Genomic DNA, 25,154 nt, shown 5'->3' with positions numbered 1-25,154 from the left:
CATTGGCGGTGAAAGAGATGGTGCTTATATGCAACCTACGGTTCTGGATGGGGTAACTAAGGAGATGGCCATCTTCAAAGAGGAAACATTTGGACCAGCAATTGGTATCACCAGATTTAAAACTGCGGAAGAAGCTATTGAACTTGTAAATAGTTCAGATTTTGGCTTAGGAGTTTCAATTTTTACGGAAGATTTAGACTTTGCAAGAAATATAATTCCGGAATTTGAGGATGGAGCAGTTTTCGTCAATGAGCTTGTAAAAAGTGATCCGCGACTTCCATTTGGAGGAACCAAAATTTCAGGTTATGGTCGGGAACTTTCTTTAGACGGTATTCAGGCATTTGTAAATAAAAAAACAGTCTATATAAAATAAACTTTATGGCAGATAATAAGATAGCAGTAACAGTTGACAGCGTCGTATTCTGTAAGACAAACGATCAATTCAAGGTTTTATTAATTCAGCGTAAGAATGAGCCATTTAAAGATCAATGGGCACTTCCTGGCGGATTTGTAGATGAAGGGGAGGACTTGGAAACTGCCGCAAAGAGAGAACTGAAAGAGGAGACCGGCGTAGTTGTTAGAAGTATGGAACAGGTACAGGCCTTTGGTAATCCGGGTCGTGATCCTAGGGGTCATACAATTTCTATAGCATTCTTAACCAGAATATTTTGTGAAGAAGATCTTTCTCCTTCAGATGATGCCCGGGATGCCAGATGGGTCGCCTTGGAAGACTTGCCTGGCATGGAACTGGCATTCGATCATGACGAGATCATTAATGTTGCACAGCAATTCTTATAATCTAATTTTATGAATCATCTTTTGAAGAATTTCTAAATTGATTTTAGTTTTTTCAGAATATGCTAATTCTATTACAGCCCCGTTATATAGCGGGTCTTTTTAATTATCTTCAAAAATAAAAACATGAGATTTCATACCAGAAAATGGATTAAACCTGAAGACTTAAACCCTAACGGAACTTTATTTGGTGGCCGTTTGTTAGAATGGATAGACGAAGAATGTGCTTTATATAGTATAGTTCAACTGGAAAATCCAAAAACCGTTACTAAATATATGAGTGAGATAGACTTTCGAAGTTCTGCTCACCAGGGTGATATCGTGGAGATTGGGATCGAGGTAATCAAATTTGGAACCGCTTCTCTTACGCTTCAATGTGAAGTTCGAAATAAAATGACCAGAGAAACCATAATTACTGTAGATCGAATTGTTATGGTAGCTTTAGGAGACGATGGAAAACCCAAACCACATGGGAAGAATAAAGTAGAATTTGTAAAAGACCGACTCAAATAACTAGTCGGTTTTTTCTTTTTTAGTAGCCACACCAACAGGAAAGTCTGTCTCGCCACCATATAACTTAATTTCCTGAATATCAGCAGGCAGGTAGTAGCCATTGTCTTCCAATGCCTCTTTTACCGCTCTTACAACATTTCCTTTTGTAATCATCGCCTGCATTCTGAAATCGGTAGTGTCCACCCAGAAAAACACTTTTAGATTTACCGTACTGGTGGCAAGTTCATCCTCGATAACAAAATTTTGATGTTCTGCATCTTCAATGACGGTTGGCTCTTTTCGTAAGGCTTCCATCACTGTCTTTTTAGCACCATCAATATTATCTTCATAAGCAATCCCTATTATAAAGCTCCACCGAAAAAATCCGTCTTCAGTATAATTGGTCGCTGGTTTGGTTAATACATCACTGTTTGGGATATACACATCCTTTCCATCAAATGTTTTCAGCTTTGTGTATCTGAATTCTAGGGCTTTCACTTTTCCGAAGTTATTACCAATTTCTACAGTATCGTTTACATCAAATGGACGATTAAAAGCTAAAATTATTCCCGCGATAAAATTTTCACCAATATCTTTGAACGCAAAACCCAAAACAACAGCACTGGCTCCGGCTGCGGTAAGGATACCGGTAGCAACACCTCCAAGACCCGCAGCTTTCAAGGCAAGCATAATGGAGGTAATAATGATCAGGAACCTAATAGCCTTACCAAGAAACTTACTCATTAAAGGATCTGAAGTTCTGGCAGATATTCGTCTGGTGAAAAATCTTCCCAACCAGATGCCAATAAGCACACCTAAAACGATAATCACTAAACCGAGTCCAATACCAGGTAATTGATCAATTAAATTTTGATAAAATTGATTAAACGATCCTTCTATCGTTTCTAGCTCCTGTTTCGCCTGACTTTGCATGAGTTCCTGTTTCTATAAAAATAAATAATTCGAGGAGGATAGTAAAACCCAGGAGAATTATTGATTACTTGATCCATTTGGACCTTTCTCTGTATTTTCCTTCTCTTCTTCAGCAATTTGTTCTTTCGCCTTCTTGATCTCATCTTCCGGAGCATCATCAGGCTTTTGCTCTTCTGCCAGCTCTGCTTGTAAAAATAGCTGGGCGTAAAATGGAAAATGATCAGATTTTACATCATCTCCCAAAGCGATCTTTTCTACTCTAAATTCTTCAGAAACAAATATATGATCCAGCGACCAGCGCATGATAAAACTTTTGGCATTAAAAGTATTATAGAAACTACGTCCTTTTCTCACGTCCAGCAATTCACCAACAGTCTGAAACATACTTGTAGTTTGCGACCAGGCAACATCGTTAAAATCTCCTATCACTACAACAGGAATATCAGAATCCATAGCTTCAAGAGCAATTTTCATCATTTCAGCATCTCGATCTGAAGATGATGGATTGTGTTGTGGCATTGGAGGAGTAGGGTGTATTGCGTGTAATTGAATCCTATCCCCGGAAAGTAGTTCAATTTCAGTGTGAATAGATGGAATACTATCATCCACGATATATTTCACCTGAGAATTATTCAACTTAAATTTTGAATATAAAAGCATCCCATAGGTGTTATCAAGAGGCACTTCAACTTTATATGGATAATTATTGCCAATACCTACTTTTATGGCATTTGCCCATTTAATATCAGTTTCAGTAAAAACAGCTACATCGGGATTTAGTTTTTTCATCTCTTCGATCAGGATCGCCTTCTCTTTGTTTTTCTGAAGTACATTGGAAGTTAGTAACATCATACCCGTTTGATCATTAACCGTTTCTGTTGGTTTTCCAACATCATAAGGAACAAATGGTGTATAAGGTAAGATCTTTACAGACTGGTAGATAAAGCAACCTACTAGTATGATCATAAAAGCATAATCTCTCCAATTTGAAATTTTAAACCTTAAAAAGTAAGCGAAAATTGCCATTAGTGTAAGCAACGTTAGCTGAATATGCGGATAATCGAACATTCTCACCCACCAAAAGTCTACAGCGACGATCGGAATTAAAGTGATTAGTACGGCAAGAATTCCGAAGCCCTGTAGAAAAGGTTTTAATTTCATTTTTGGTTTATTAGTTAGTTTGATCTTTTTGAAAGAAAATTACGAATGTCATCACCAGAGGGAGCTTCAAATAACTGAAGATCGAAATATGGAATGGCAGCGATAAGATGGTCAAAAATATCTGCGGAAATATACTCAAAATTTTCCCATCTCTTATCTCTACTGAAACACAGTATTTCCAGAGGTATTCCGTTAGGTGTAGGAGCAAGATGTCTTACAATGAGATACATTTCTTTATGGATAGCTGAATGATCCTGCAAATATGAGTCTGCATATTTCCTGAAAATTCCCAGGTTTGTTTGATTCCTTCCGTTTATAAGTACACTCTTATCTATATTATTTGTCTCATTATACTTGTCAATTTCAGATTGCCTGTTTTCCAGGTAAGGAGCTATCAGTTGAATCTTTTTCAGCTTAGCGATGTCTTCGGGTCCTAGAAATTTTACGGAATTCTGTTTGATAAAAACCGAACGTTTAATTCTTCTTCCTGGAGACTCCTGCATACCTCTCCAGTTCTGAAAGGAATCGGAAATTAGACTATAGGTTGGAATAGTGGTATAAGTATTGTCCCAGTTTTGTACCCGAACCGTTGCAAGATTAATTTCCGTTACCGTTCCATCTGCGCCAAATTTTTGGAATGTGATCCAGTCTCCAATTCTAACTATATCATTTACAGACACTTGTATGGAGGCAACTAAACCTAAGATTGTATCCTTAAAAATCAGTAAAATTACTGCGGAAGCGGCACCTAAGGATATTGCGAATCCAATTACAGATTTACCTGTAATGACCGAAAACATGAACATTAGACCAATGATCCAAAGAAAGATCATGATGATCTGGCTGAAGCTTTCCAGTGGTTTGTCATTAAACTCAGATCTCGTTTTCAGATAATTCCTTGTAGAACGAAGCACACTACGACATATCCATACCACCAGAATGATGATATAGATCTTCATTGTATAAAAGAAGAATTCCAAGATCTTCGGAAAATCTATAAAAATTAAAGGGAATAACTCGTAAACTATATAGATAGGTACAAACCTCCCTATATATCTCGGGAAGTTACTTTTAATAAGAAAGTCGTCTATCGTGGTTTTTGTACGATTGGTAAAGGCACTGATGGCCTCAATCACAAAATGTTTAACTACATAATTAGCTGCAAACACGATAAACGTTAGTGCAACAATGTTGATCAACAGGTTTAAATACTGTGCCAGAACAGGATTCATTCCATACTCGAGGAATAGATCTTCGAAAAAACAAATAATATCGATCATGCTTTCCATTTTTAAATGTTAGAGATATTTTTTCTCTACGTAAAATGGTCCGAATGGAATAAATGAGCAACCAAAAATGATTGCGATCTGCTTAAGTCCCCAGTTCATTGGCTTTATAAGTAATAAAGCTCCTACAAAATAAGCTACAAAAAGTACTCCGTGTGCCATACCAACATGTTTAACCATAGCCGGCATATCCAGAATGTATTTTAAAGGCATTGCTATGAGTAATAATACCAAAAATGAAATACCTTCCAGTATGCTAACCCACTTAAATACAGTAATCTTATGTTTCAAAGCCATAAAGCTAATTTTGAGGGACAAAGATAATTGATATTATATAGATGACCTCGTTTAACGGCTATGCTTTGTGAGCAATTTAATAAAGTAGTGATAAGTGTTATCTGGCAATTTTAGTATTTTGCGACCGTAAAATGAAATTATGAATAATAAAAAAGTACTGGTTACTGGCGGTCTTGGTTTTATTGGATCACACACCGTAGTAGCCTTACAACAGGAAGGATTTGAAGTGGTAATCATAGATAATCTTTCGAACTCATCGATAGATGTTCTTGGAGGAATAACTCAAATTAGCGGTAAAACCCCTGAATTTGAAAATATAGACCTCAGGGAAAAATCTGCAGTAAAAGATTTTTTCGAGAAGTATCCGGATATAGAAAACGTAATTCACTTTGCTGCTTCTAAAGCAGTTGGAGAAAGTGTCATAAATCCATTATTATATTACGAAAATAACCTTTCAACCTTAGTGTACTTATTGCATGAACTAAATAATAGGGAGAAGGCCAACTTTATTTTCAGTTCTTCATGTACGGTTTATGGACAGGCTGATGAGTTACCTATAACTGAGAATGCACCGGTAAAGCAAGCTGAATCTCCATATGGAAATACAAAGCAGATAGGTGAGGAGATCATCAGGGATACTTGTAAGGTCAATCAGGCTTTAAAGGCAATTTCCTTGCGTTATTTCAATCCAATTGGAGCACATCATTCTGGGGAAATTGGGGAACTTCCAATTGGAACTCCGCAAAATCTAGTGCCTTTCATTACGCAAACTGCGATTGGAAAAAGGTCTGAACTTTCTGTATATGGGGATGATTATCCTACCAGAGATGGAACAGCTATACGCGATTACATTCATGTTATGGACCTTGCAGAAGCTCATGTTTCAGCATTAAAACGTCTACTATCGGAAAATGAGAATCAGAATTACGAAGTTTTTAATCTTGGAACAGGAAACGGTAATACAGTTCTCGAAGTTATCAAGTCTTTCGAAAAAGTTTCTGAAAAGAATCTGGCTTATAAAATAGTGGGTAGAAGAGAAGGGGATATCACTGCAGCATATGCAGATACTAATAAAGCAAATGATCATTTGAACTGGAAAGCAAAAAGATCTCTGGATGAAGCGTTGGATAGTGCCTGGAAATGGCAGAAGCTAGTAGAGAAAAAGGAAGAAGATCAGGATTAACTATTGAAAACTAATCAAAGAAAAAAAGACCGGCAACTGCCGGTCTTTTTTATCTATTTCGTTCCGTTAACAAGAAACGCGTGAATTACACCTGGAATCCAACCTAAGGCCGTTAGCAATAAACTAATTAAGAATGTAACTCCGAGTCCATGTTTCATGAACACGGCCAATGGTGGTAATAGGATGTTTAAAACAACTGTAAGAATTGACATAGCTTTTGATTTATTTGGTTAATAGTTCTGCTGAACCTTTGCTCAACAGGCTCGCAAGGTAGAAGGATACTCAATAAGTGCCATAAACCTTGGGAAAAGTTTATAAGCAACCTCTAACAAAGCGTTAAACCATTTCAAATATAACCAGGGCGTATAAATAGAACCTGGCAAACCTAAGTAAACCGAAGATAAGGTAACTTGGAAAAGGGAATCTAATAATTCCTGCGGCGATACTGGTCATCGCAAAAGGGATAGGAAGTAAAGCTCCAACAATAATTAGAAAACCTCCCCATTTACGGGTGTTCTTAATATGTTTGGCAAGTTTAAGTTCCAGCGCATTGTGCACGGCTGGAATCTTAGTGATAGAAACACCAATCCAGTAAGAAACGACCCCACCAAGGTATGAGCCTAAAGCTAGTAATGATAAATACAGAAATGGGATAGCAGACTTTCCAGCCCAGGCGATAAATAGCTCTGGAGGAACCAGGCCTAATAAGGATTCTGATAGAAAGAAGATAGATAATACCTGCCACGGACTGTAAGTTTCAGTTACAGTAACCAGCATATCTTCGATATCCAGGAGAAAGTGATCGATCGCCCACAAAGCAGCTACAAATAGTACAATTGGTAAAACGGCTTTTCTTAAACTCCCAAGAACGAAAGAATAAAAACCGGTATAACTGTAGTATTGGTGCAATAAGCGGATTCGCGACTTCTTTTTAGATTTCGCTTTGTCTTTCATCAATTCTCCTTCTTTCTTTATAGTAGCAATTTCTAATCCTAAAATTGTGATCCGTTATAGGTGCAGGACTCTTAGTAATCCTCTCCAGCATCAGCTTTAAGAGCCTTCACATACTCTCGAAGTTCTTCTTCATTCAACTTATTAGAATGTTCGGCCATTAAGGATAACATATACTCTAGACTTTCCTGTCCTGTAATTTCTTCTGAATTCTCAACTTCAGTTTCTTCTTCAGTCTCAATTTCGATAGGATCACCATTTTCGTCCAGTTCAACTGGTACATCATCTGGAATAGCGATGAGAAAGTCCTGATTTTCACTAATATGTTCATGAGCCAACCTTGTAACTTTTGCCAAAAGTGGAATATTCTCCTCAACTACCAGTTTTCTCAACTCTTTAAGGTCTTCTACGATAGTATTGATAATGATTCCGTTGCGCATAAGGTCACGCTGAATCTTATTAAGTAACTTTTGTGCTTTAATGTTTTCCAAGGTTTTCTCTATTAAATTGGTCAGTACTAATTAGGTAACTATAGGTGTAATCCTACTCTTTACCTGAGCAGACAAAGTTAGTTTTTTTACATTTCTATAAAAGTGTTTTGATAGGTTTTATTAAGTATTTAACCTTTAAAATTAACAATATCTTACCGCCAGAAATTTCTATGTACTTCAAGCCTTTCTTAGCTTTAAACTTCAAAAAAATTTAAGTTATGAGTACAAATAATAAAACTGCACTAATCACCGGAGGTAGTAAAGGGATAGGATACGGAGTTGCTGAAACGCTTCTTAAAATGGGTTATAAAGTGGCTATTACTAGCAGGTCTTTATCTTCTGCGGAAGATGCTGCGAAGAAATTATCTGCGAATGGAGAAGCTCTTGGTCTGGAAGCAGATGTACGTAGTTATGAAAGTCAGCAGAAAGCTGTAAAGCAATTACTGGACAAATGGGGGCAGCTTGATGTTCTTGTCGCTAATGCCGGGGTTGGTAATTTTGGATCAGTAGATGAGTTGAGCGTAGAAGACTGGAAGGATACTATAGATACAAACTTAAACGGACTATTTTATTCAGTAAAAGCTAGTGTTGAGGCATTGAAGAAAACTGAAGGATATATTATTACGATCTCAAGTCTTGCCGGTACGAACTATTTTGCAGGAGGAGCCGCATATAATGCCAGTAAATTTGCTGTCACAGGTTTTTCTCAGGCAATCATGCTGGATCTTCGAGATAAGGGAGTCAAAGTAAGTACCATCATGCCTGGATCTGTTGCAACGCATTTCAATGGCAACGAGCCTTCAGAAGAAGATGCCTGGAAAATCCAAAGTGAGGACATTGGAGAATTAGTTGGAGATCTTCTGAAAATGAATCCAAGAACGCTTCCAAGTAAAATTGAAGTAAGACCGGCTCGTCCACCGAAGAAATAAGTTTAAAATCATTTTTTTTTAAAGCCACTCGATTCGAGTGGCTTTTTTCATTAACAAGCTTTAGGAGTTAAGGTTAAATTGAAGACAAAGCCTGTATTCTCTAAGGTTTCAGGCTACCCATCCATTAAATTTGCACAAAAATCAAAAGAATAAGATTATGAGTATTAAAGGAAAGACGATTATTATTACAGGAGCATCTAGTGGAATTGGTGAAGCAACTGCACTGAAATTAGCGAAGGAAGGTGCTAATGTAGTTTTGACTGCTAGAAGAGAAGAACGTCTGAATGAATTAAAAAAGAAGGTAGATGGATTAAACGCTGGAAAAGCGCTGGTAGTAACCGGTGATGTTACCAATAAAGATAATTTCAAGACATTGGTCGAGAAAACTAAGAAAGAATTTAATAGTATTGATGGTCTAATCAATAATGCCGGTCTAATGCCCTTATCTTATGTAAAAAATCTGCATACAGATGAATGGGATAAGATGATTGATGTTAATATTAAAGGAGTTATGAATGGAGTAGCAGCCGTATTACCAACGATGATGGAACAGAAGTCGGGTAATATCATTAATATTTCATCAAGTGCTGCTAATAAGATCTATCCTGGTGGAGCCATTTACTGTGCTACAAAATCTGCAGTAAAAATGTTTTCTGAAGGATTAAGAATGGAGCTGGCACCTAAATTCGGAATTAATGTGACATCTATTGAACCAGGTTTCGTGGATACAGAGCTTACAGATTCCATCACAGATGATGAGATTAAGGAAGGATTACTTTCCAATTTTAAAGAGATGACTCCGCTGGAAGCTCAGGATATTGGAGATGCGATCTATTATTCCCTAACACAGCCAAAACGTGCAAATGTGAATGATGTTTTTATCATGCCAACAGATCAGGAACAATAGTATCTAAGAGTATAATAAATAAAAAAGCCCGGCTTAAATCCGGGCTTTTTTTATGCTTTGAAATGATCATTAAATCTTAACGACCATTTTACCAGTATTCTTACCATCAAATAGATCAATAAATGCCTGCGGAGTATTTTCAAATCCTTCTACGACAGTTTCATCATACTTCAGTTTTCCGGATTTCAACCAACCGGCGAGTTCCTGTATAGCTCTCTGAAACTCTTCCTGGTGATCTCTTACCAGAAACCCCTGCATCAATGCAGATTTCTTAATAAGAATTCCTTCAGGTCTTGGTCCTGTTGGTGTACCAGTTTCATTATAAATTGAGATAGCACCACAATTAATAATACGAGCCGCTTTATTTATATTCTGAAGGGTGGCATCCAGAATTTCTCCACCAACATTATCAAAATATACATCAACTCCATCAGGGCAATGCTCAGCGATCGCTTCTTTCATATTGGAAGTAGTCTTGTAATTGATACCACCGTCGAATCCAAATTTACTTTGGATATGATCGATCTTTTCATCAGATCCTGCAATACCGATTACACGACATCCTTTGATCTTTCCAATTTGACCAACAACACTGCCAACAGCTCCGGCGGCACCAGATACCAATAATGTTTCACCTTCCTTCAGTTTTCCAATAGTGTCAAGTGCAAGATGTGCGGTCAATCCTGTTAGCCCAAGAACTCCCAGGTATGCAGATAGCGGAGCCATCTCTTTATCGATTTTTCTCAAACCCTTTCCATCATGCGACTGCTCTAGTTTCCAGTCCAGCATTCCTATGACATGTTCACCTTCTTTAAAATCTTCAGAATTAGAAGATACAACTTCGGAAACTACCATAGATTCTAATGGTTGTCCAACCTGAAATGGTTCGATATAAGATTCCTCATCACGCATTCTTCCGCGTAAATAAGGATCTACAGAGATATATTTTGTATGAAGCTTAAGTGTTTTATCCTCTGAAATTTCAAAATCCTTGATCTCAAAATCTGAAGTTTCAGGTTTACCTTTTGGACGTTGTTTTAGTAATATCTGCTTATTCATAACTTTTATTTTTAAGCAAATTAATATGCATCTGCTCATTTGGCAAACATGCATTCATAATTTAAACTTAAAACCTAAAAAGAGTGTAGATAGCGATGATTATTAAGCTCAACTTCGTAATTTCAATGTTCCAAACCCGCAAATTTGAAGATAAATTTTCAACATTATTATAATGAACTTATTAAGTTTTTAAGAAGTACCGACTTCTCGAAAGCTATTGTTCTAACCATTGCGATCGTAATTCCAATTGCAGTTTTTTCCAATTTAGGTTTACTTGAAATAGGAGTAAGCATGGCGATGGGAAGTTTACTTTCATCTCCAAGTGATGTGGCCGGTAGTTTTAAGCATAAGGTCATGGGTATCATGGCCGCGGCATTTCTTGGTGCACTTTCCTTCTGTATCGCAGGTTATTCTGCACAATTCAGCTGGGCAGTGGCACCCATGTTGTTAGTAATGATGTTCAGTATAGCATATCTTTCTGTATATGGCTTCAGAGCTTCGCTGGTTACTTTTGCCGGATTACTTGCGGTAGTACTTAGTTTCGCTAATATTTCTTCTGAAATTGAGATCTGGCAAAAATCCATTCTCATCTTCGGCGGAGGATTATTCTATATGCTTATTAGTATTGCCTGGTATTTGTTAAAGCCTGAAAGAGCCTCGGAACAGCAGATCGCTGAAACCATGGAATTAACCGCAGATTATCTCCGACTCAGAATAAGAATGCTCGATCCTGAATCTGATCTGGAAAATATTCAGAAAGAACTTTTCCAGAAGCAAACCGAACTTAATGAGCATCACGAAAGTTTGAGGGAACTTCTTATAACTTTCAGAATGTCCTCGGGAAGTTCAGGTTATACTCGAAAAAGGCTGCTCATATTTATAGATCTCGTAGATATGCTGGAACTGGCGATGGCTAATCCTATTGATTACCCACAGATGCGAAAAGTTCTGGATTCCGATATTATAGAATTAAAAGTGTTTAAGGAGTTTTCATTGAAAATGGCAGAACAGCTGGACCTCATTGCGCTTTCAGTACATAAAAATTCCGCGATGCCTGTGAATCAGCTTTCCGAAGAATTGAAGAAGGTTGAGAAAAGTCTACTAAAATACCGTGACACGATCAACATTTCTGAAAAAAGGGAAAGTATGCTGGTCCTGAGAAACTTCTATGATTACCAGACCAGGCAATCTCAAAAAATTAATAATATTGACCGCATTCTTAGAAATCTTGAAGGAAAGAAAAGGATCTTTAAGGATAAGGATGTCCAGCAATTTCTAACTCAGCAGGAATACAGTTTTAAAACCCTTCGCACCAATTTTCAGTTCAATAGTTCTATTTTTCGTCATGCATTAAGACTCTCCATCGTAGTACTGGTAGGATATTTACTGGGGTCCTATTTCTCGGTTCAGAATGCGTACTGGATTTTACTAACGATCGTCGTGATCATGCGACCTAATTACGGACTTACTAAACAAAGGACCAGGAAACGGATCATAGGAACGCTCATAGGCGGCGCCCTGGCTATTGGAATAGTTTTTATAACTCAAAACACTACGGTGTATGCCCTTCTGGGAATTTTAAGTTTAACGCTGGCATTTTCACTAATTCAACGCAATTATACCACCGCTGCGATATTCATTACGCTCAGTATCATATTTATATATGCGCTTCTCCAGCCTGAAGTTCTCAATGTGATACAGTTTAGAATCCTTGATACAGTAATTGGTGCAGGTCTTGCAGGTCTTGGCAATTTTATTCTATGGCCAAAATGGGAATTAAAAGAACTAAACAATGTGATTGCTAATTCCATCAATTCCAATACGGGATATTTGGAGGAGATCGATGATTACTACCATAATAAGGGAAATCTACCTATTAGTTACAAACTTGCCAGAAAGAAAGCCTTTCTGGATATGGGAGAACTTAGCGGAGCATTTCAAAGAATGACCCAGGAGCCAAAGTCTCAGCAAAAACAACTAAGTCTTATTTACGAAATTGTGGGCTTAAATCATACCTTTCTTTCTGCACTAGCTTCTATGGGTTCCTATATCAGGAACCACCCAACCAGTAAAGCATCCTCAGATTTTGAGATGTATACTAAAACCATTGTTTTCAATCTAAAAAACTCTGTACGCTTACTTGAAAATAAAACCAGGCACGAGAAGGAACATGAAGGAATTTCTAAGGCTGGCAAGGCACTTCATCGTAAATTTGATGAGATGGCTACTGAAAGGGATAGAGAAATAAGCGAAGGAAAAGCCCAGATCGATGAGAACACGAGGTTGAATCTTCAGGAAGCACATTTAATTACCGGTCAACTGGAGTGGCTTTTGGATATTTCAGAAAAACTGGAGATCAATACCGAAAAATTAACAGCAAAATTAGATGAGCAAAAGAGCCTTTAAAAAATACATTAAGGAACTTTCAAAAGAAGATCTAGAAGAGCAGATCATGGATCTATATAACAGGTTTGAGGATGTGAAAACATACTACAACTTCGTTTTCAATCCTAATGAGGAAAAACTCGTGCAGGTTGCGAAATTTAAAATAGGGAAGGAGTATTTTCCACCAAACAACAGGCGTCCCAAAAAAAGACGTTCCGTAGCACATAAGATCATTAAGCATTATCTAAAATTAGGAATGGAACCACATGCGCTGGCCGACGTTATGTTCTACAATGTGGAAATCGCCCAGACCTTTTCAGAAGAACAGGAATATATTACTGAAGCATTTGAGAAAAGCATATTTAAATCTTTTGAGCAGGCGGTGCAGTTTGTTGCTGAGTATGGAGTGATCCCGGAGTTCGAAAAGCGAATACAAAATATCGCAAGGTTTAGTCACGACCACAAATGGACTAACAGCTATCAATTTGTAACCTCCGCAGATAGAGTACTTTAATCATAGATCTGATTTTTATAGCGTTTGCTGAAACAAAAAGTTACAATTGACTTAAATCAACATTGCTCTCAGTGCATTTAATTATTTTTGGAATTAGAACAAAAGCTATGAAACTGGAAGAAATAATTAAGCAAATAGAATCTCAGAAAAATCTTCCTAATCTGAATTTCAGTATTAAGGAAAAGACCGAGGCATTTACAAAAAAGCTTTTTTACACTTTATTTGATAAGCAAACTCCCGTTGCAGAAAATTTAATGGAATTGGGAAAGGACTTCGAGGTGCTGGCAAAACTAGTTTGCTGGGAACCTGGTGCGCCCTGCCAGGATATCTGGAGTGATTATCTCACAAAGCTACCTGGAATCCTAGAGGATTTGAATCTTGATGCTGAAGCGATCTCTAAGAATGATCCCGCAGCAAATTCAGTAGAAGAAGTTTATTTAAGTTATCCTGGGTTTTTCGCGATAGCGATTTACAGGCTTAGTCATGAATTTTACAAATTTGGATTGCCTTTGGTTCCAAGATTAATGACCGAATGTGCTCATAGTCTTACAGGAACCGATATTAATCCTGGTGCCGTTATTGGAAAATCCTTCTTTATCGACCATGCCACGGGTGTTGTCATTGGAGAAACTGCAAATATAGAAGATAATGTTAAGATCTATCAGGGTGTCACCCTGGGGGCGCTTACAGTTAATAAATCAATGCAGAATTTAAAGAGACATCCAACGATCAAAAATAATGTAACCATCTATGCAAACGCGACCATTTTAGGTGGGAAAACAGAAATTGGTGAGAATTCAGTGATAGGAGGGAATGTTTGGCTAACTAGATCTGTTCCGGCTAATTCCATGGTTTCTCATACACCACAGATCAATATTAAAAATACAGCAGATAAATAATGAACAATTCAGTTATAGATTTAGTTGGGAATACACCTCTGGTGAAAGCGACAAGAGTTTTTTCAAAACCCGGAGTAGAACTATACTTCAAACTTGAAGGCCAGAATCCAGGAGGAAGTGTGAAGGATCGTGCGGCTTATAATATGATTAAAAGCGCATTGGATCGCGGGACTATTAACAAAAAAACGAAATTGATCGAAGCAACCAGCGGGAATACAGGTATCGCACTAGCGATGATCGCTGGCATATTTGGCCTTGATATTGAGTTAGTAATGCCCGAAAATTCAACTATTGAAAGAGTCCAGACGATGCGTGCCTATGGCGCCAAGGTAACCTTAACCAGTTCAGATAATGGAATTGAAGGTTCGAGAGATTATGCTGAAGATAAGATGAAATCCGGCAATTATCTTATGCTGAATCAGTTTGGAAATGATGATAACTGGAAGGCGCATTATAAAACGACAGGGCCTGAAATCTGGAGAGATACAGCGCAAAAGGTTACCCACTTTGTCTCTTCTATGGGGACTACAGGCACTATTATGGGGACAAGTACATTTTTAAAAGAGAAAAATCCTGATATACAGATCGTAGGAGTTCAACCTGAAGATAATGCCAGAATCCCGGGCATTCGTAAATGGCCGGAAGCTTATTTACCTAAAATATTTGATGCGAAAAAAGTAGACGAGGTGCTGGAAGTAAATGAGGAAGATGCAAGAATAATGAGTCGAAGGCTTGCTGAAGAAGAAGGCATTTTTGCCGGAATGAGTAGTGGTGGAGCTACCGCGGCTGCAGTTAGATTATGTGAATCTTTAGAAAGTGGATTGGTAGTGTCTATTATATGTGATCGTGGTGACCGTTATCTTTCCTCAGACCTATTTGAAAAATAAGTTAAGTTGTATAAGATCAAGGTTAACCTGTGATGAAGATCATAAAAGATCTATAGTCAACAATATTCCCTTATTCCGATGGTTTCGATCGGCACCTGATCTTATACAACTTTGTAATACTTAGAACTTCTCAATGGAAGCTACGCCATAATCATACTTTGAAGGAGTAATTTTTAGTCTCTGGCGATCGTTACCTTTCCGAAGAACTACGATATACTGCTCATTGTCAAGTTGATCGCTAATTCCCCGAGCCTGATACTTATTTCTGGTCATGGTCCAACCCATGTATTCTCCAAAAACTTCGTTTCTAACCAAGGCTGGTAATGCGATGTCTTTGAACATCTGGCTGGTTTTTAAGAGATTTCCTTTTTCGTCGTAGGTAGCTTCTAAATAACCTTTATTACTACGTAGAGTTACAATTACGTCTCCAGATTTAATATCGGCTTCATCTAGAAAACGATGAATATCGAAATTGGCTTTGGTAAAACCAATGGCATCTGATTGGAACTGAGCTGCGAATTTCTCCCTGACCTTCACAAGTCCATTAGGATAATCTTCAGATACGAGATTTGCAGTTGGACTGAAATTAATTCTGGTCTCATCCAGCTGAATTACATCCTGTGCCTGAGCACCGATACTTAAAATAAAAACGAAAATAATAATGATGAACTTTTTCATGATGTAAGAATTTAATGATGAATAATTGATTATTGATATTTCAAAATTACATCATATACATCGTGCTGAAAATCACTTAAGTAGCACATCTATGATTAATTTTTATTTATTCTGTTGTTTTCCAGATGTTGCAATAATAGAGATACATCTTCAACCTGTACTTTACTTCTGGATATCTTTATAAGTCCCATCTTCTTCATTTTTTGAAGATGTCTATTAACTACTGCACGACTTGAGCCAATTAAAAAAGCGAGCTCTTTATCTGGAAGATCATTGATATTCTGCAATTTATTAGACGTTCTATCTATGTTCTTCAATAGTAAATGCAGTAAACGCGTCGTTATATCGCTAAAAACCAGTTGCGAAACATTCTCTTCCAGCATTCGCATCGATCTACCTGCATAACTTAGAAAATTCTTATAATATTCAGGATATGACTGTAACCAGCTTCTCAATTTATCCATAGGAATAGCGAGTACTTCTGTATGATCAAGGCATTCATAATACGCTTTATGTTTGATCCCGTCCAGTAAGCAGAAAAGATCAAATACATCGCCTTTTTTCAATAAGAAAATGGTGTGTTCCTTAGCGCTATCAAAGTCTGTATGATACATTTTAACCCTACCATTCTTGATGATATAAAAGTGAAAAAGGAATTTTTCGCAATGCACAAGACAGGTTTGTCTAGGCCATTTTTCTTGATAAAAGTTTTTCAGCAGTACCTTTAAATGCTCTTCTGGAACATCAGTAAATAAACCGCATTCCTGTAATACTGTATAATTATTCTGGTGGATGAAATCTTTATCGTGCAAATCCTCGGAATTTAGTTGGTTAATTTTCCGGGGGATATATTTATCTGATCAATTGTTTTGGAGACAGTAAAATCAGTTTGATTTAGCGAACCACTAATTTACGATAATTATAAGTAGTATACGGGTTAAAATAGATTCTATAATGTCCAATTTATTTTTGACTAAAGCTTAAAATGCTTTATTTTTGCAAAATTGCTTACTATAAAGGACTATATGGCGTCAGAAACATTTGGAATTGAGAAAAAGAAGGTCGACAAACAATTATATGATTACCAACAAAAGGATATAGATAAAATTTTTGGGGTGATTGAAGAACATCCTGAAAACTATAATCTTCTATATCAATTACCTACAGGAGGAGGGAAGACAGTGATTTTCTCTCAAATGACCAGGGAATATATTCAAAGAACCAATAAAAAGGTTCTTATACTAACTCACCGTATCGAATTATGTAAGCAAACTTCGAAAATGCTTTCAGGATTTGGGGTGCGTAATAAGATCATTAACAGTAAAGTAAAGGAATTACCAGATCAAAATGACTACATGTGTTTTGTAGCCATGGTGGAAACTTTGAACAACAGGCTTAATGATGAAAAACTTGAGATCGAGGATATTGGACTGGTAATTATCGATGAAGCTCATTATAATAGCTTTAGAAAACTCTTCAAGTTTTTTGAAAATTGTTTTATTCTAGGAGTTACCGCTACACCGCTAAGCTCTAATATCAAACTACCAATGAAAGATAATTACCGCGAACTAATCGTTGGTGATTCAATTACATCTTTGATTGAAAAAGGCTTTTTAGCAAAATCTAATATTTATAGCTATAATGTTGGTCTTACGAATTTAAAAGTAGGAATGAATGGTGATTATACTGTGAAATCTTCCGAAGAACTTTATTCGAATTATAGCATGCAGGAGAAACTTCTTAATGCCTATTACGAACGTTCTCGCGGTAAGAAAACCTTAATTTTCAATAATGGTATTAATACTTCCGTAGAAGTTTACCATACATTTAAAAGCGCTGGCTTGCCTATTCGTCATCTAGACAATACCACCAGCAAGCAGGATAGAAAGGATATTTTAAAGTGGTTTAAGCATACACCAGATGCGATCGTAACTTCAGTAAGTATTCTTACTACCGGATTTGATGAGCCTACTGTAGAGACGATTGTTTTAAACCGTGCAACCAAGTCATTGACCTTGTATTTCCAGATGATTGGTCGTGGATCCCGGGTGCTTAAAGACAAGAGCGAATTTACCGTGATCGACCTTGGTAATAACATGGCGAGATTTGGAAACTGGAGCAGTCCGGTGGACTGGAAACAAATCTTTAGATCACCAGACTTTTATTTTGAAAATCTGCTGAGTGATGAGGATATTGAAAGAGATTTTCAGTACCAGATGCCAGAGGAAATACGGCAACAGTTCTCTAAAACTAAAGATGTCTCCTTTGATATTGAGGCTGCCTATGATACGGTTATCAAGAAAGGGCTAAAATCCAAAGCGGTTTTGGAATGGTCCATGGAACAGCATGTTAAGATGTGCGTGGAGAATAGTGAAGATGTGTTCGATGCCAGGATCCTTGCCAAAGAATTAAAAGATGACATTAGTTCAAGAATCAAACAATACTCCTACTGTATAAGTAAAAGCACTAAAAATTACCGGGACTGGCTGGAAGAGGATTACTCCAGAAAACTAAGAATGCAGATCAATAAGGAATTCTAATTATCGTCTTTTTTGCCGAAGAGTTTCTTAAAGAAACCTTTTTTCTTCTTCCCTTTTTCTTGATTCTTATCGTCTGAACTTTCTTTCCGATCTTTATTTTTACCGGAAAACAGTCTTTCGAAAAAGTTATCACGTTCTTCTGGCGGGCATTCCATCAGGTTTGCCAGCTCTGAAGATAGTGGTTGAAATCTCGCATTTGTAATAGTATTGAAGCTTGAACTTGCATTCATTTTCTGCATGAGCTTCGCAAAAATTGGTAGCGCCGAGTTTGCTCCCTGTCCAATTCCGGTGTTCCTGAAACCTATGCGGTGATCGTCAGATCCAACCCAGGTTACACAAACCAGTTCTGGCGTTATTCCCACAAACCAACCATCCTTATTATCCTGAGTCGTTCCGGTTTTACCTGCGATGTCATTTTTTAATCCATAGCTATATCTAAGTCGGCTTGCGGTTCCTTCATCCACAGTAGCCTGCATCATATTGACCATAATTTTGCGGGTATCTTCTGAAAAAGCCTTTCTTTTAGAAACTTTAGGTTTAAAAGTAGCCAGTATATTGCCTTCAGCATCTTCGATTCTGCTAATATAGAATGGCTTGGTAGCATATCCATCATTAGCATAAGCTGAATATGCACCTGTCATTTCCTCCAAATTAAGCGAAGCGGTTCCAAGCGCGATAGAAGGAACTGCCGGGAGTTCAGATTCTATTCCAAGATCTCTGGCCTGTCTGATCACGTTCGGTATTCCAGTTTCCATTAAAACTTTTACGGCAATAGTATTCATGGACTTGCTAAGTGCCGTCTTTAGATTGTAATTCATATTCGAATCATCTCCTTCCGAAGAAGAATTGGAGGGAGTCCAGCCTTTATCATAAGTAACTTCACGAACAGAAAAATAGGTACATGGATCCATTCCATTTTCAAGGGCAGCGGTATAAACAAAAGGTTTGAAGGTAGATCCAACCTGTCTCTTGCTCTGGCTCACGTGATCATATTTAAAGAACCGAAAATCAACACCTCCAACCCAGGCCTGGACAGCGCCATCCTTAGGACTAACTGCCAGAAGTCCAGAATTTAGAAACTTCAGGTAATGTGCAATACTATCTATACTGCTCACATTTTTAGTTTCCATTCCATCATAAGTAAACAACTCGGTAGAATGTTTTTGTTCCATTTTTTTCAGGATCTGTTCTTCTGAAAGACCTTCTTTAGAAAGCTTCTGATATCTTGAACTGCGCTTTACAGCGTCCATCAGTACCTTTTTATTCTTTTCCCATGGACCATAATTCCCGTAGGATTGCTCGTGATCATTTTGCAATTGAGACATATGTTCTCGTAAAGCCTCTTCAGCGAGCTGTTGCATTTGGTAATTAAGCGTGGTATGTACTATTAGACCATCTCTATATATATTATACTTTTCTCCGTCCTTATTTTTTAAAGTATCAAGAATACCTGAAACATCTTTGCGTACCTGTTCTCTAAAATAAGGTGCAATGCCTTTATCATGACTATAACTTCTATAATCCAGGATGAGCGGCAGCATTTTGGTTTCTTCAGCCTGTGTCATACTCAGGTAATCATATTTCGCCATCTGCATAAGCACAACATCACGACGAAGTCTGCTTCTTTCTGGAAATATACGCGGATTATAATAATGACTGGCCTTTAGCATTCCTACAAGTACTGCAGCTTCTTCAAGCTTTAGATCCACAGTATGTTTATCGAAAAACTTCATAGAAGCACTTTCGATTCCGTAGGTATTATCACTGAAAGGTACCGTGTTGAAATAAAGCTGGATAAGTTCATTTTTACTATAAACATTTTCCAGACGTTTGGCTATTACTGCTTCCTGCATTTTGTTGATCACAATGCCCAGAATTCCGTAATCTTTTCTACCGTAAATATTCTTGGCTAATTGAAGAGTGATCGTACTTCCACCTCCGGCAGAATCATCTTGCAGTAAAATCGATTTAAAGAAAACCCTTCCTAAACTACGATTATCAATACCATCATGCTCATAGAAACGGGCATCTTCGGTAGCAATTAAGGCTTCAATAAGATGGGAGGGAAGCTGATCGAAATCGATGGGCTGTCGATCATAAACATAGAACTTACCTATTAACTCACCATTGGAAGCGAGAACCTGTGTGGCTTTATTTTGTTGTAAGGATGAAAGTTCAGATTCTGTAGGGATCTTTCCGAAGAGGCCAAAATAGATACTGGCAAAGAAAAGCAGGAAAAACCCTGTAAGGCTGGATATAATAATAAGTGCCCATCTAACTATGGGATTGTTCTTTAGTTTCGCTAACATTCTTGAGTAGTAAGGTTTGCAAATAAACGAATGTTTGCATTAGTGAATTATATTTTAAGCTTAATTTATAAATTTTGTTAAATAAAAAGAGGCTAATAATACTATTAACCTCTTTCCTAACTGTAGTTGTGATGAACTGATTGATAAATTGGTCTTTTCATGCAGTATATTTTTGATCGCTATATTTAGACCTGTGTGATGATTTAATGTTTAGAAATGGCCTCCGGTGTGTGATGCCACCGGTTCTGGCATTTCCAAAAACCTGTAAATTACTTTCCAGACTTGTCATGATTGATAAATTTTTGATGATTGATTAATACTTTCTACGCTTCGAGAATAATGATCTTTTTGCGTTGGCTTCAGTATTCATGAAGCATGATCTTGATTTTGTTTGATTGATTGAATGTCTCATAATGATAATTTTGATGATTGATGAATAAGTTTGATCAAGCTCTTTTGCGCTTCGGAAATACCTGTCTCTGTAGGTTCGCCTCGGTGTTCATAAAGCATTGTCTTCCTTTTGTGTGATTGATTGAATGTCTCATAATTAAAGTTTTAGATGATTAATAAACCATTTTTGATGTTGTTGATGGTTTCTATTTAATAGACGCTGCAAATCTTGCTATGTTACAGTACTATGCAATAAAAGGTACTGAATTAACAGATTTTAACATATATTGTTACTATGCGCTGTTCAAAGTATTGTTAAACTTTTTCAGTGAGATTAGCTTAATTGTACATTAGAACTCAAATGTATCTATATGAATAAGTGGGTTATTGGAATCGTAACTATGGTCATTGTTCTGGCCGGAATCATTTACGCGATCTACCAATTGAATGATTACGATTTTAATGATGCCGAAAAATCTTATGAAATAGTCGAATCATGGGAATTACCTTCAGAATTGAATGAAGTTTCTGGAATGGTATATAATGAAGACGGACTTATGATCTGTGTGCAGGATGAAGATGGCATCCTGTTTATTTTTGATATGGAAACTAAAGAGATCATTGAAAAACACAAGTTCTCGTATTCCGGAGATTATGAAGCTTTAACTTATCTGGATGGTGTCTACTGGGTTGCTGAAAGCAATGGGAGAATCATAGATATTTCAGATCTTGACGTTGCAGATCAAGAACTGGAAGGTACACAGCTGGACTTTGAATACAGGAACAATATAGAAGGTATGACTGCAACTCAAGACGGGAAGTTGTGGATCACAGTCAAGGATCGTAATCTGGACAATAGCAGTGGTTACAAAGGTGTATATGAATATGATCCTAAAACCAGAAAACTGCAGAAAGAACCAATCTTAAGAGTTGACTACGACGATCCTAAGTTTGAACGTTTAAAAACTCATAATCCCAGAAAACTTTTAAGACCATCGGATCTTGCAATTCATCCGTTAACCGGTGATCTATATATTCTTGATGCTGAATTTCAAAAGGTAATAATTACAAATCAACAAGGCAGTATAAAATCCGTTCACCTGCTGGATCCTGCAGAATTTGAACAACCAGAAGGAATTGCATTTTCCAAGGACGGCAGAATTTTTATTTCTAATGAAAGAGTAGGAGTACCCGCAAATATCAGGGAAATAAAGTTTAATTAATTTATCCCTGCATGTTTTTACTTACTTCCTGAACTTCATCGAGTACTCTTAGTAGATTTTCACCCCAGAGTTTAGCAATTTCCTGTTCAGAATATCCTCTTCTAACCAGTTCGATGGTTACATTAAGCGTTTCACTGGCATCATCCCAACCGTAAATTCCACCGCCTCCATCAAAGTCGGAACTAATTCCAACATGATCAATCCCGATTTTTTCCACGAGATAGTCAATATGATCCACGAAATCTACTACTGCCACCGGAGTTGAAGTTTCATTTAAGTTCTCCAGACCATTTTTAGCGGCGGTTCTTATCTTTTTTAGATCTTTGTAATAGTTCTCTTTAGCTGTATCATTAAGTTTTCGAACGCTGTCTCTTTCTAAATAACTCAAGCCCAATTGATCTGCAGTATTTTTGTAAACTTGTGTTTCCGCTTTCGAAAAAGCATTGTGTTTCTCAGTATTTATGTAAGAACTAAACGCCACCGTTTGAACGACTCCGCCATTATAGCGAAACAATTCAAGTAGTTCGTCATCCAGATTTCTACTATGATTGCAAAGTGTTCTGGCAGAAGAATGAGAAGCTATAAGTGGTGCTTTTGATATGCTGAACATATCTTTGATCGCTTCTTTACTAGGATGTGAAACATCGATCATGATCCCGTATTTATTCATTTCCAGAACTGCTTTCTCTCCTAACTCGCTCAATCCATTGTGTAACCATTCATCATTTTCTTCACCGGTATTGGAGTCGGAAAACTGACTATGACCATTATGTGAAAGTGACATATATCTGGCTCCTCTATCGTAAAACTCTTTAATTCTGCTTAGATCTGTCCCAATAGGATAGGCATTTTCCACACCAATCATGGCCACTTTTTTTCCTTCTGCAACCAACTTTCTCACTTCCGCAGAAGTCGTAGCCAGTCCTATAGCTTCGGGAGCATAAATTTTTGTAAGTCTGTGGATTGCATCAAATTTGCTAATTGCATTTTTATAAGCTTCAGTATAACCTTGCTCATTCAATTCGCCCTGCCCGGTATAAACGATCAACCAGCTTACATCAAGACCACCAGCCATCATTTTCGGTAAATTTACCTGGGTATCCAGGTCTTGTGCATAGTTATTTTCAGTAGTGAAATTATTGATATTAATATCATTGTGAGTATCTATAGTAATTACACGCTCGTGTATCCTGATCGCTTTCTCGATCAATTCTGAATCCTGTGTTTGTGCATTGCTACTAAATACTAGAGAAAAAAGGAGTAATCCTGATATTGATAATTTCATAAACTTAGATTTTCAGGCTGAATTTAATAATTATATTTAAGGATAACTTAAAATCTTATTTACGATTGAATTTTAATATACATTTGATTAGAGTTACCAATTAATTGAATGAATAAATACATCGTTGTAAACCAGCCTGAAAACTGGAACATTTCTCCGGAGAATACTAAAATTATCTCTTCGCGGGATTACCTTACCAATCCTGAATTCGCAAAACTCAAAAATGTTCGAATTTTTAATCTCTGTAAAGACTATTCATACCAGTCCAAGGGATACTATGTGTCTTTGCTGGCAGAAGCCCGTGGACATTCAGCTATCCCAACCATCAGGAATCTGGTGGATCTTGGTGAACCAAAGTTAGTGCGGATAGTTTCTGATGAATTCGACGATCTTATTCAGCGTAGTTTCAAAAGCCTTAAGTCCAAAGAGTTTACGCTCAGTATCTATTTTGGGCAGAATGTCGCTGCGAAATACAAGGAATTGAGCGCTACATTTTTCAGGCATTTTCAAATTCCATTATTGCGGGTACGATTCACTTTTACGAGCAAGTGGAATATTAAAAGTATCAAAGCGATTTCTGAAGCTGAAATCCCCGAAGAACATAAAGAGAGTATGTATGCATTTGCTGAACAATATTTTAGTAAAAAGCGTTATGATATTCCGAAGCTTTCCAGTTATGAATATGACTTGGCAATCCTGGTGAAAGATGGGGATCCTGCACCTCCAAGTAATAGCAAAGCTTTGAAAAAATTTGTGGAGATCGCCGAAAAAATGGGTTTTTATACTGAAATTGTCTCTCCTAAAGATCTCTCCAGGCTTTCATCTTTTGATGCCCTGTTTATCCGCCAGAGTACAGAAGTAAATAACGAAGCCTATGCGTTTGCCCGCAAGGCACAGCAGGAAGGTATTGCGCTCGTAGATATGCCAGATGCAATCTTAAAATGTTGTAATAAGGTATTTATGGCTGAAGCTTTACAAAATGCGGGAATACCAACTCCGCAAACCATGATCGTACACAAAGAAAATGTGAGTCAGGTTCTGGAAACGATCGGTCTACCAGTAGTATTAAAATCACCGGATTCCACTTTCTCTTTTGGTGTTAAAAAAGCAAAAACGGAATCTGAATATCATGAGCTCGCATCTGCGATGCTTAAGGAGTCTGAACTGGTTATCGCTCAGGAATTTTCCTATTCTGAATATGACTGGAGAATAGGAATTCTGGATGGTAATCCATTTTATGCCAGTAAATATTATATGGCAAAAGGTCACTGGCAAATCTATAACTGGAATGCTGAAGATAAATATGATCAGGATGGAAATGCAGATTCTCTCCCTATAGAAAAAGTTCCTGCTGAAATAATTAAAATTGCGGTAAAGTCGGCTAAACTCATGGGTTCAGGATTATACGGAATTGATATTAAAGAAACAGAAAAAGGCCCGGTTGTGATAGAAATAAATGACAATCCCAATATTGATGCGGGAGTAGAGGATGAGTACTATGGTGATAAAGTCTATACTGATATTATTACTGCTCTTAAAAACCGACTAGAAAAAAATTAA

At 37.2% G+C, this 25,154-nt stretch carries 25 protein-coding genes; 13 read left to right on the top strand and 12 right to left on the bottom strand.

Features of this window, described 5'->3' with window-relative positions:
- The 3 genes from ACNKXS_RS12045 to ACNKXS_RS12035 all read left to right on the top strand — a co-directional run.
- The coding region (locus ACNKXS_RS12045) for an aldehyde dehydrogenase family protein (protein ID WP_417921058.1) at positions 1-373 on the top strand (373 nt) is incomplete at its 5' end.
- A 5-nt stretch (positions 374-378) separates the two neighbouring features.
- The gene (locus ACNKXS_RS12040; protein WP_417921057.1) at positions 379-798 is read left to right on the top strand and encodes an NUDIX domain-containing protein; all 420 of its coding nucleotides are present in this window, start codon (positions 379-381) and stop codon (positions 796-798) included.
- 123 nt (positions 799-921) lie between these two features.
- Positions 922-1,308, top strand: coding sequence for an acyl-CoA thioesterase (locus ACNKXS_RS12035; protein ID WP_417921056.1), 387 nt, complete (start codon positions 922-924; stop codon positions 1,306-1,308).
- Here the strand turns inward: ACNKXS_RS12035 and ACNKXS_RS12030 are convergent, their stop codons facing one another.
- Genes ACNKXS_RS12030 through ACNKXS_RS12015 form a run of 4 tightly spaced genes read right to left on the bottom strand, consistent with a single transcriptional unit; the run spans position 1,309 to position 4,964 of the window.
- Positions 1,309-2,220 carry a mechanosensitive ion channel family protein gene (locus tag ACNKXS_RS12030; RefSeq protein WP_417921055.1) on the bottom strand — a complete coding sequence of 304 codons (912 nt, stop codon included), beginning with the start codon at positions 2,218-2,220 and terminating at the stop codon, positions 1,309-1,311. It lies immediately after the preceding gene.
- Between the two features lie 57 nt (positions 2,221-2,277).
- Positions 2,278-3,381: an endonuclease/exonuclease/phosphatase family protein gene (locus ACNKXS_RS12025; protein ID WP_417921054.1), complete on the bottom strand. Its 1,104-nt coding sequence runs from the start codon at positions 3,379-3,381 to the stop codon at positions 2,278-2,280.
- A 14-nt stretch (positions 3,382-3,395) separates the two neighbouring features.
- Positions 3,396-4,670, bottom strand: a complete 1,275-nt coding sequence (locus ACNKXS_RS12020; RefSeq protein ID WP_417921053.1) for a mechanosensitive ion channel family protein — start codon at positions 4,668-4,670, stop codon at positions 3,396-3,398.
- A 9-nt stretch (positions 4,671-4,679) separates the two neighbouring features.
- Positions 4,680-4,964, bottom strand: coding sequence for a DUF3817 domain-containing protein (locus ACNKXS_RS12015; protein ID WP_417921052.1), 285 nt, complete (start codon positions 4,962-4,964; stop codon positions 4,680-4,682).
- Between the two features lie 139 nt (positions 4,965-5,103).
- Here ACNKXS_RS12015 and galE point away from each other — a divergent pair, with 139 nt between their 5' ends.
- Positions 5,104-6,147 (top strand): UDP-glucose 4-epimerase GalE, encoded by a 1,044-nt coding sequence (galE, locus tag ACNKXS_RS12010; protein ID WP_417921051.1) that lies wholly within the window; start codon positions 5,104-5,106, stop codon positions 6,145-6,147.
- Between the two features lie 53 nt (positions 6,148-6,200).
- Here the strand turns inward: galE and ACNKXS_RS12005 are convergent, their stop codons facing one another.
- From ACNKXS_RS12005 to ACNKXS_RS11995, 3 genes are all read right to left on the bottom strand, one after another.
- Entirely contained in the window at positions 6,201-6,359 is a 159-nt protein-coding gene (locus ACNKXS_RS12005; RefSeq protein WP_295180803.1) for a YqaE/Pmp3 family membrane protein, read from the bottom strand.
- 124 nt (positions 6,360-6,483) lie between these two features.
- Positions 6,484-7,101 carry a YqaA family protein gene (locus ACNKXS_RS12000; RefSeq protein WP_295180805.1) on the bottom strand — a complete coding sequence of 206 codons (618 nt, stop codon included), beginning with the start codon at positions 7,099-7,101 and terminating at the stop codon, positions 6,484-6,486.
- 71 nt (positions 7,102-7,172) lie between these two features.
- Positions 7,173-7,589 carry a hypothetical protein gene (locus tag ACNKXS_RS11995; protein ID WP_295180806.1) on the bottom strand — a complete coding sequence of 139 codons (417 nt, stop codon included), beginning with the start codon at positions 7,587-7,589 and terminating at the stop codon, positions 7,173-7,175.
- A gap of 218 nt (positions 7,590-7,807) precedes the next feature.
- Here ACNKXS_RS11995 and ACNKXS_RS11990 point away from each other — a divergent pair, with 218 nt between their 5' ends.
- Together ACNKXS_RS11990 and ACNKXS_RS11985 are read left to right on the top strand one after the other, a co-directional pair.
- Entirely contained in the window at positions 7,808-8,518 is a 711-nt protein-coding gene (locus ACNKXS_RS11990) for an SDR family oxidoreductase (protein WP_298247184.1), read from the top strand.
- 157 nt (positions 8,519-8,675) lie between these two features.
- Positions 8,676-9,425, top strand: a complete 750-nt coding sequence (locus ACNKXS_RS11985) for an SDR family oxidoreductase (RefSeq protein WP_417921050.1) — start codon at positions 8,676-8,678, stop codon at positions 9,423-9,425.
- Between the two features lie 69 nt (positions 9,426-9,494).
- Here ACNKXS_RS11985 and ACNKXS_RS11980 read toward each other — a convergent pair whose 3' ends face one another.
- Complete coding sequence (locus tag ACNKXS_RS11980) at positions 9,495-10,484, bottom strand: NADP-dependent oxidoreductase (RefSeq protein ID WP_417921049.1); 990 nt, start codon at positions 10,482-10,484, stop codon at positions 9,495-9,497.
- A gap of 144 nt (positions 10,485-10,628) precedes the next feature.
- Here ACNKXS_RS11980 and ACNKXS_RS11975 point away from each other — a divergent pair, with 144 nt between their 5' ends.
- From ACNKXS_RS11975 to cysM, 4 genes are all read left to right on the top strand, one after another.
- Positions 10,629-12,890, top strand: a complete 2,262-nt coding sequence (locus tag ACNKXS_RS11975) for an FUSC family protein (RefSeq protein WP_417921048.1) — start codon at positions 10,629-10,631, stop codon at positions 12,888-12,890.
- Positions 12,871-13,383 (top strand): DUF6155 family protein, encoded by a 513-nt coding sequence (locus tag ACNKXS_RS11970; RefSeq protein WP_417921047.1) that lies wholly within the window; start codon positions 12,871-12,873, stop codon positions 13,381-13,383. The genes ACNKXS_RS11975 and ACNKXS_RS11970 overlap by 20 nt, the downstream gene beginning before the upstream one ends.
- Before the next feature lie 107 nt (positions 13,384-13,490).
- A complete protein-coding gene (gene epsC / locus ACNKXS_RS11965; RefSeq protein WP_417921046.1) occupies positions 13,491-14,282 on the top strand; it encodes a serine O-acetyltransferase EpsC in 792 nt (263 codons plus the stop codon).
- Positions 14,282-15,169: a cysteine synthase CysM gene (gene cysM, locus ACNKXS_RS11960; protein ID WP_417921045.1), complete on the top strand. Its 888-nt coding sequence runs from the start codon at positions 14,282-14,284 to the stop codon at positions 15,167-15,169. The genes epsC and cysM overlap by 1 nt, the downstream gene beginning before the upstream one ends.
- A 120-nt stretch (positions 15,170-15,289) precedes the next feature.
- On the opposite strand, the gene ACNKXS_RS11955 is transcribed toward cysM, so the two are convergent.
- Positions 15,290-15,847, bottom strand: a complete 558-nt coding sequence (locus ACNKXS_RS11955) for a hypothetical protein (RefSeq protein ID WP_417921044.1) — start codon at positions 15,845-15,847, stop codon at positions 15,290-15,292.
- Between the two features lie 95 nt (positions 15,848-15,942).
- Positions 15,943-16,659 (bottom strand): Crp/Fnr family transcriptional regulator, encoded by a 717-nt coding sequence (locus ACNKXS_RS11950; protein ID WP_417921043.1) that lies wholly within the window; start codon positions 16,657-16,659, stop codon positions 15,943-15,945.
- Positions 16,660-16,872: 213 nt separating this feature from the next.
- On the opposite strand from ACNKXS_RS11950, the gene ACNKXS_RS11945 reads away from it, so the two are divergent.
- Positions 16,873-18,387 (top strand): DEAD/DEAH box helicase, encoded by a 1,515-nt coding sequence (locus ACNKXS_RS11945; protein ID WP_417921042.1) that lies wholly within the window; start codon positions 16,873-16,875, stop codon positions 18,385-18,387.
- On the opposite strand, the gene ACNKXS_RS11940 is transcribed toward ACNKXS_RS11945, so the two are convergent.
- Positions 18,384-20,696, bottom strand: a complete 2,313-nt coding sequence (locus ACNKXS_RS11940; RefSeq protein ID WP_417921041.1) for a transglycosylase domain-containing protein — start codon at positions 20,694-20,696, stop codon at positions 18,384-18,386. The two genes, ACNKXS_RS11945 and ACNKXS_RS11940, sit on opposite strands and share 4 nt — an antisense overlap.
- Positions 20,697-21,457: 761 nt before the next feature.
- Here ACNKXS_RS11940 and ACNKXS_RS11935 point away from each other — a divergent pair.
- Positions 21,458-22,309, top strand: coding sequence for an SdiA-regulated domain-containing protein (locus tag ACNKXS_RS11935; RefSeq protein ID WP_417921040.1), 852 nt, complete (start codon positions 21,458-21,460; stop codon positions 22,307-22,309).
- Position 22,310: 1 nt separating this feature from the next.
- On the opposite strand, the gene ACNKXS_RS11930 is transcribed toward ACNKXS_RS11935, so the two are convergent.
- Positions 22,311-23,594: a dipeptidase gene (locus ACNKXS_RS11930; RefSeq protein ID WP_417921039.1), complete on the bottom strand. Its 1,284-nt coding sequence runs from the start codon at positions 23,592-23,594 to the stop codon at positions 22,311-22,313.
- 108 nt (positions 23,595-23,702) lie between these two features.
- Here ACNKXS_RS11930 and ACNKXS_RS11925 point away from each other — a divergent pair, with 108 nt between their 5' ends.
- A complete protein-coding gene (locus tag ACNKXS_RS11925) occupies positions 23,703-25,154 on the top strand; it encodes a RimK family protein (protein WP_417921038.1) in 1,452 nt (483 codons plus the stop codon).

It is taken from the genome of Christiangramia marina (assembly GCF_048285865.1).
Taxonomy (GTDB): Bacteria; Bacteroidota; Bacteroidia; order Flavobacteriales; family Flavobacteriaceae; genus Christiangramia; species Christiangramia marina.
Note: the sequence above shows the minus strand (reverse complement) of the source record. Positions and strands in the feature narration are given on the sequence as shown.

What these genes read in the sequence shown, in the direction of transcription:
- ACNKXS_RS11980 (WP_417921049.1), bottom strand. Translation starts at nt 10,484, where the DNA reads ATGAATAAGCAGATATTACTAAAACAACGTCCAAAAGGTAAACCTGAA.
- ACNKXS_RS12005 (WP_295180803.1), bottom strand. Translation starts at nt 6,359, where the DNA reads ATGTCAATTCTTACAGTTGTTTTAAACATCCTATTACCACCATTGGCC.
- ACNKXS_RS12020 (WP_417921053.1), bottom strand. Translation starts at nt 4,670, where the DNA reads ATGGAAAGCATGATCGATATTATTTGTTTTTTCGAAGATCTATTCCTC.
- epsC (WP_417921046.1), top strand. Translation starts at nt 13,491, where the DNA reads ATGAAACTGGAAGAAATAATTAAGCAAATAGAATCTCAGAAAAATCTT.
- ACNKXS_RS11985 (WP_417921050.1), top strand. Translation starts at nt 8,676, where the DNA reads ATGAGTATTAAAGGAAAGACGATTATTATTACAGGAGCATCTAGTGGA.
- ACNKXS_RS12025 (WP_417921054.1), bottom strand. Translation starts at nt 3,381, where the DNA reads ATGAAATTAAAACCTTTTCTACAGGGCTTCGGAATTCTTGCCGTACTA.
- galE (WP_417921051.1), top strand. Translation starts at nt 5,104, where the DNA reads ATGAATAATAAAAAAGTACTGGTTACTGGCGGTCTTGGTTTTATTGGA.
- ACNKXS_RS11945 (WP_417921042.1), top strand. Translation starts at nt 16,873, where the DNA reads ATGGCGTCAGAAACATTTGGAATTGAGAAAAAGAAGGTCGACAAACAA.
- ACNKXS_RS11990 (WP_298247184.1), top strand. Translation starts at nt 7,808, where the DNA reads ATGAGTACAAATAATAAAACTGCACTAATCACCGGAGGTAGTAAAGGG.
- ACNKXS_RS12030 (WP_417921055.1), bottom strand. Translation starts at nt 2,220, where the DNA reads ATGCAAAGTCAGGCGAAACAGGAGCTAGAAACGATAGAAGGATCGTTT.
- ACNKXS_RS11930 (WP_417921039.1), bottom strand. Translation starts at nt 23,594, where the DNA reads ATGAAATTATCAATATCAGGATTACTCCTTTTTTCTCTAGTATTTAGT.
- ACNKXS_RS11955 (WP_417921044.1), bottom strand. Translation starts at nt 15,847, where the DNA reads ATGAAAAAGTTCATCATTATTATTTTCGTTTTTATTTTAAGTATCGGT.
- ACNKXS_RS12000 (WP_295180805.1), bottom strand. Translation starts at nt 7,101, where the DNA reads ATGAAAGACAAAGCGAAATCTAAAAAGAAGTCGCGAATCCGCTTATTG.
- ACNKXS_RS11935 (WP_417921040.1), top strand. Translation starts at nt 21,458, where the DNA reads ATGAATAAGTGGGTTATTGGAATCGTAACTATGGTCATTGTTCTGGCC.
- ACNKXS_RS11970 (WP_417921047.1), top strand. Translation starts at nt 12,871, where the DNA reads ATGAGCAAAAGAGCCTTTAAAAAATACATTAAGGAACTTTCAAAAGAA.
- ACNKXS_RS11940 (WP_417921041.1), bottom strand. Translation starts at nt 20,696, where the DNA reads ATGTTAGCGAAACTAAAGAACAATCCCATAGTTAGATGGGCACTTATT.
- ACNKXS_RS11925 (WP_417921038.1), top strand. Translation starts at nt 23,703, where the DNA reads ATGAATAAATACATCGTTGTAAACCAGCCTGAAAACTGGAACATTTCT.
- ACNKXS_RS12035 (WP_417921056.1), top strand. Translation starts at nt 922, where the DNA reads ATGAGATTTCATACCAGAAAATGGATTAAACCTGAAGACTTAAACCCT.
- cysM (WP_417921045.1), top strand. Translation starts at nt 14,282, where the DNA reads ATGAACAATTCAGTTATAGATTTAGTTGGGAATACACCTCTGGTGAAA.
- ACNKXS_RS12040 (WP_417921057.1), top strand. Translation starts at nt 379, where the DNA reads ATGGCAGATAATAAGATAGCAGTAACAGTTGACAGCGTCGTATTCTGT.
- ACNKXS_RS12015 (WP_417921052.1), bottom strand. Translation starts at nt 4,964, where the DNA reads ATGGCTTTGAAACATAAGATTACTGTATTTAAGTGGGTTAGCATACTG.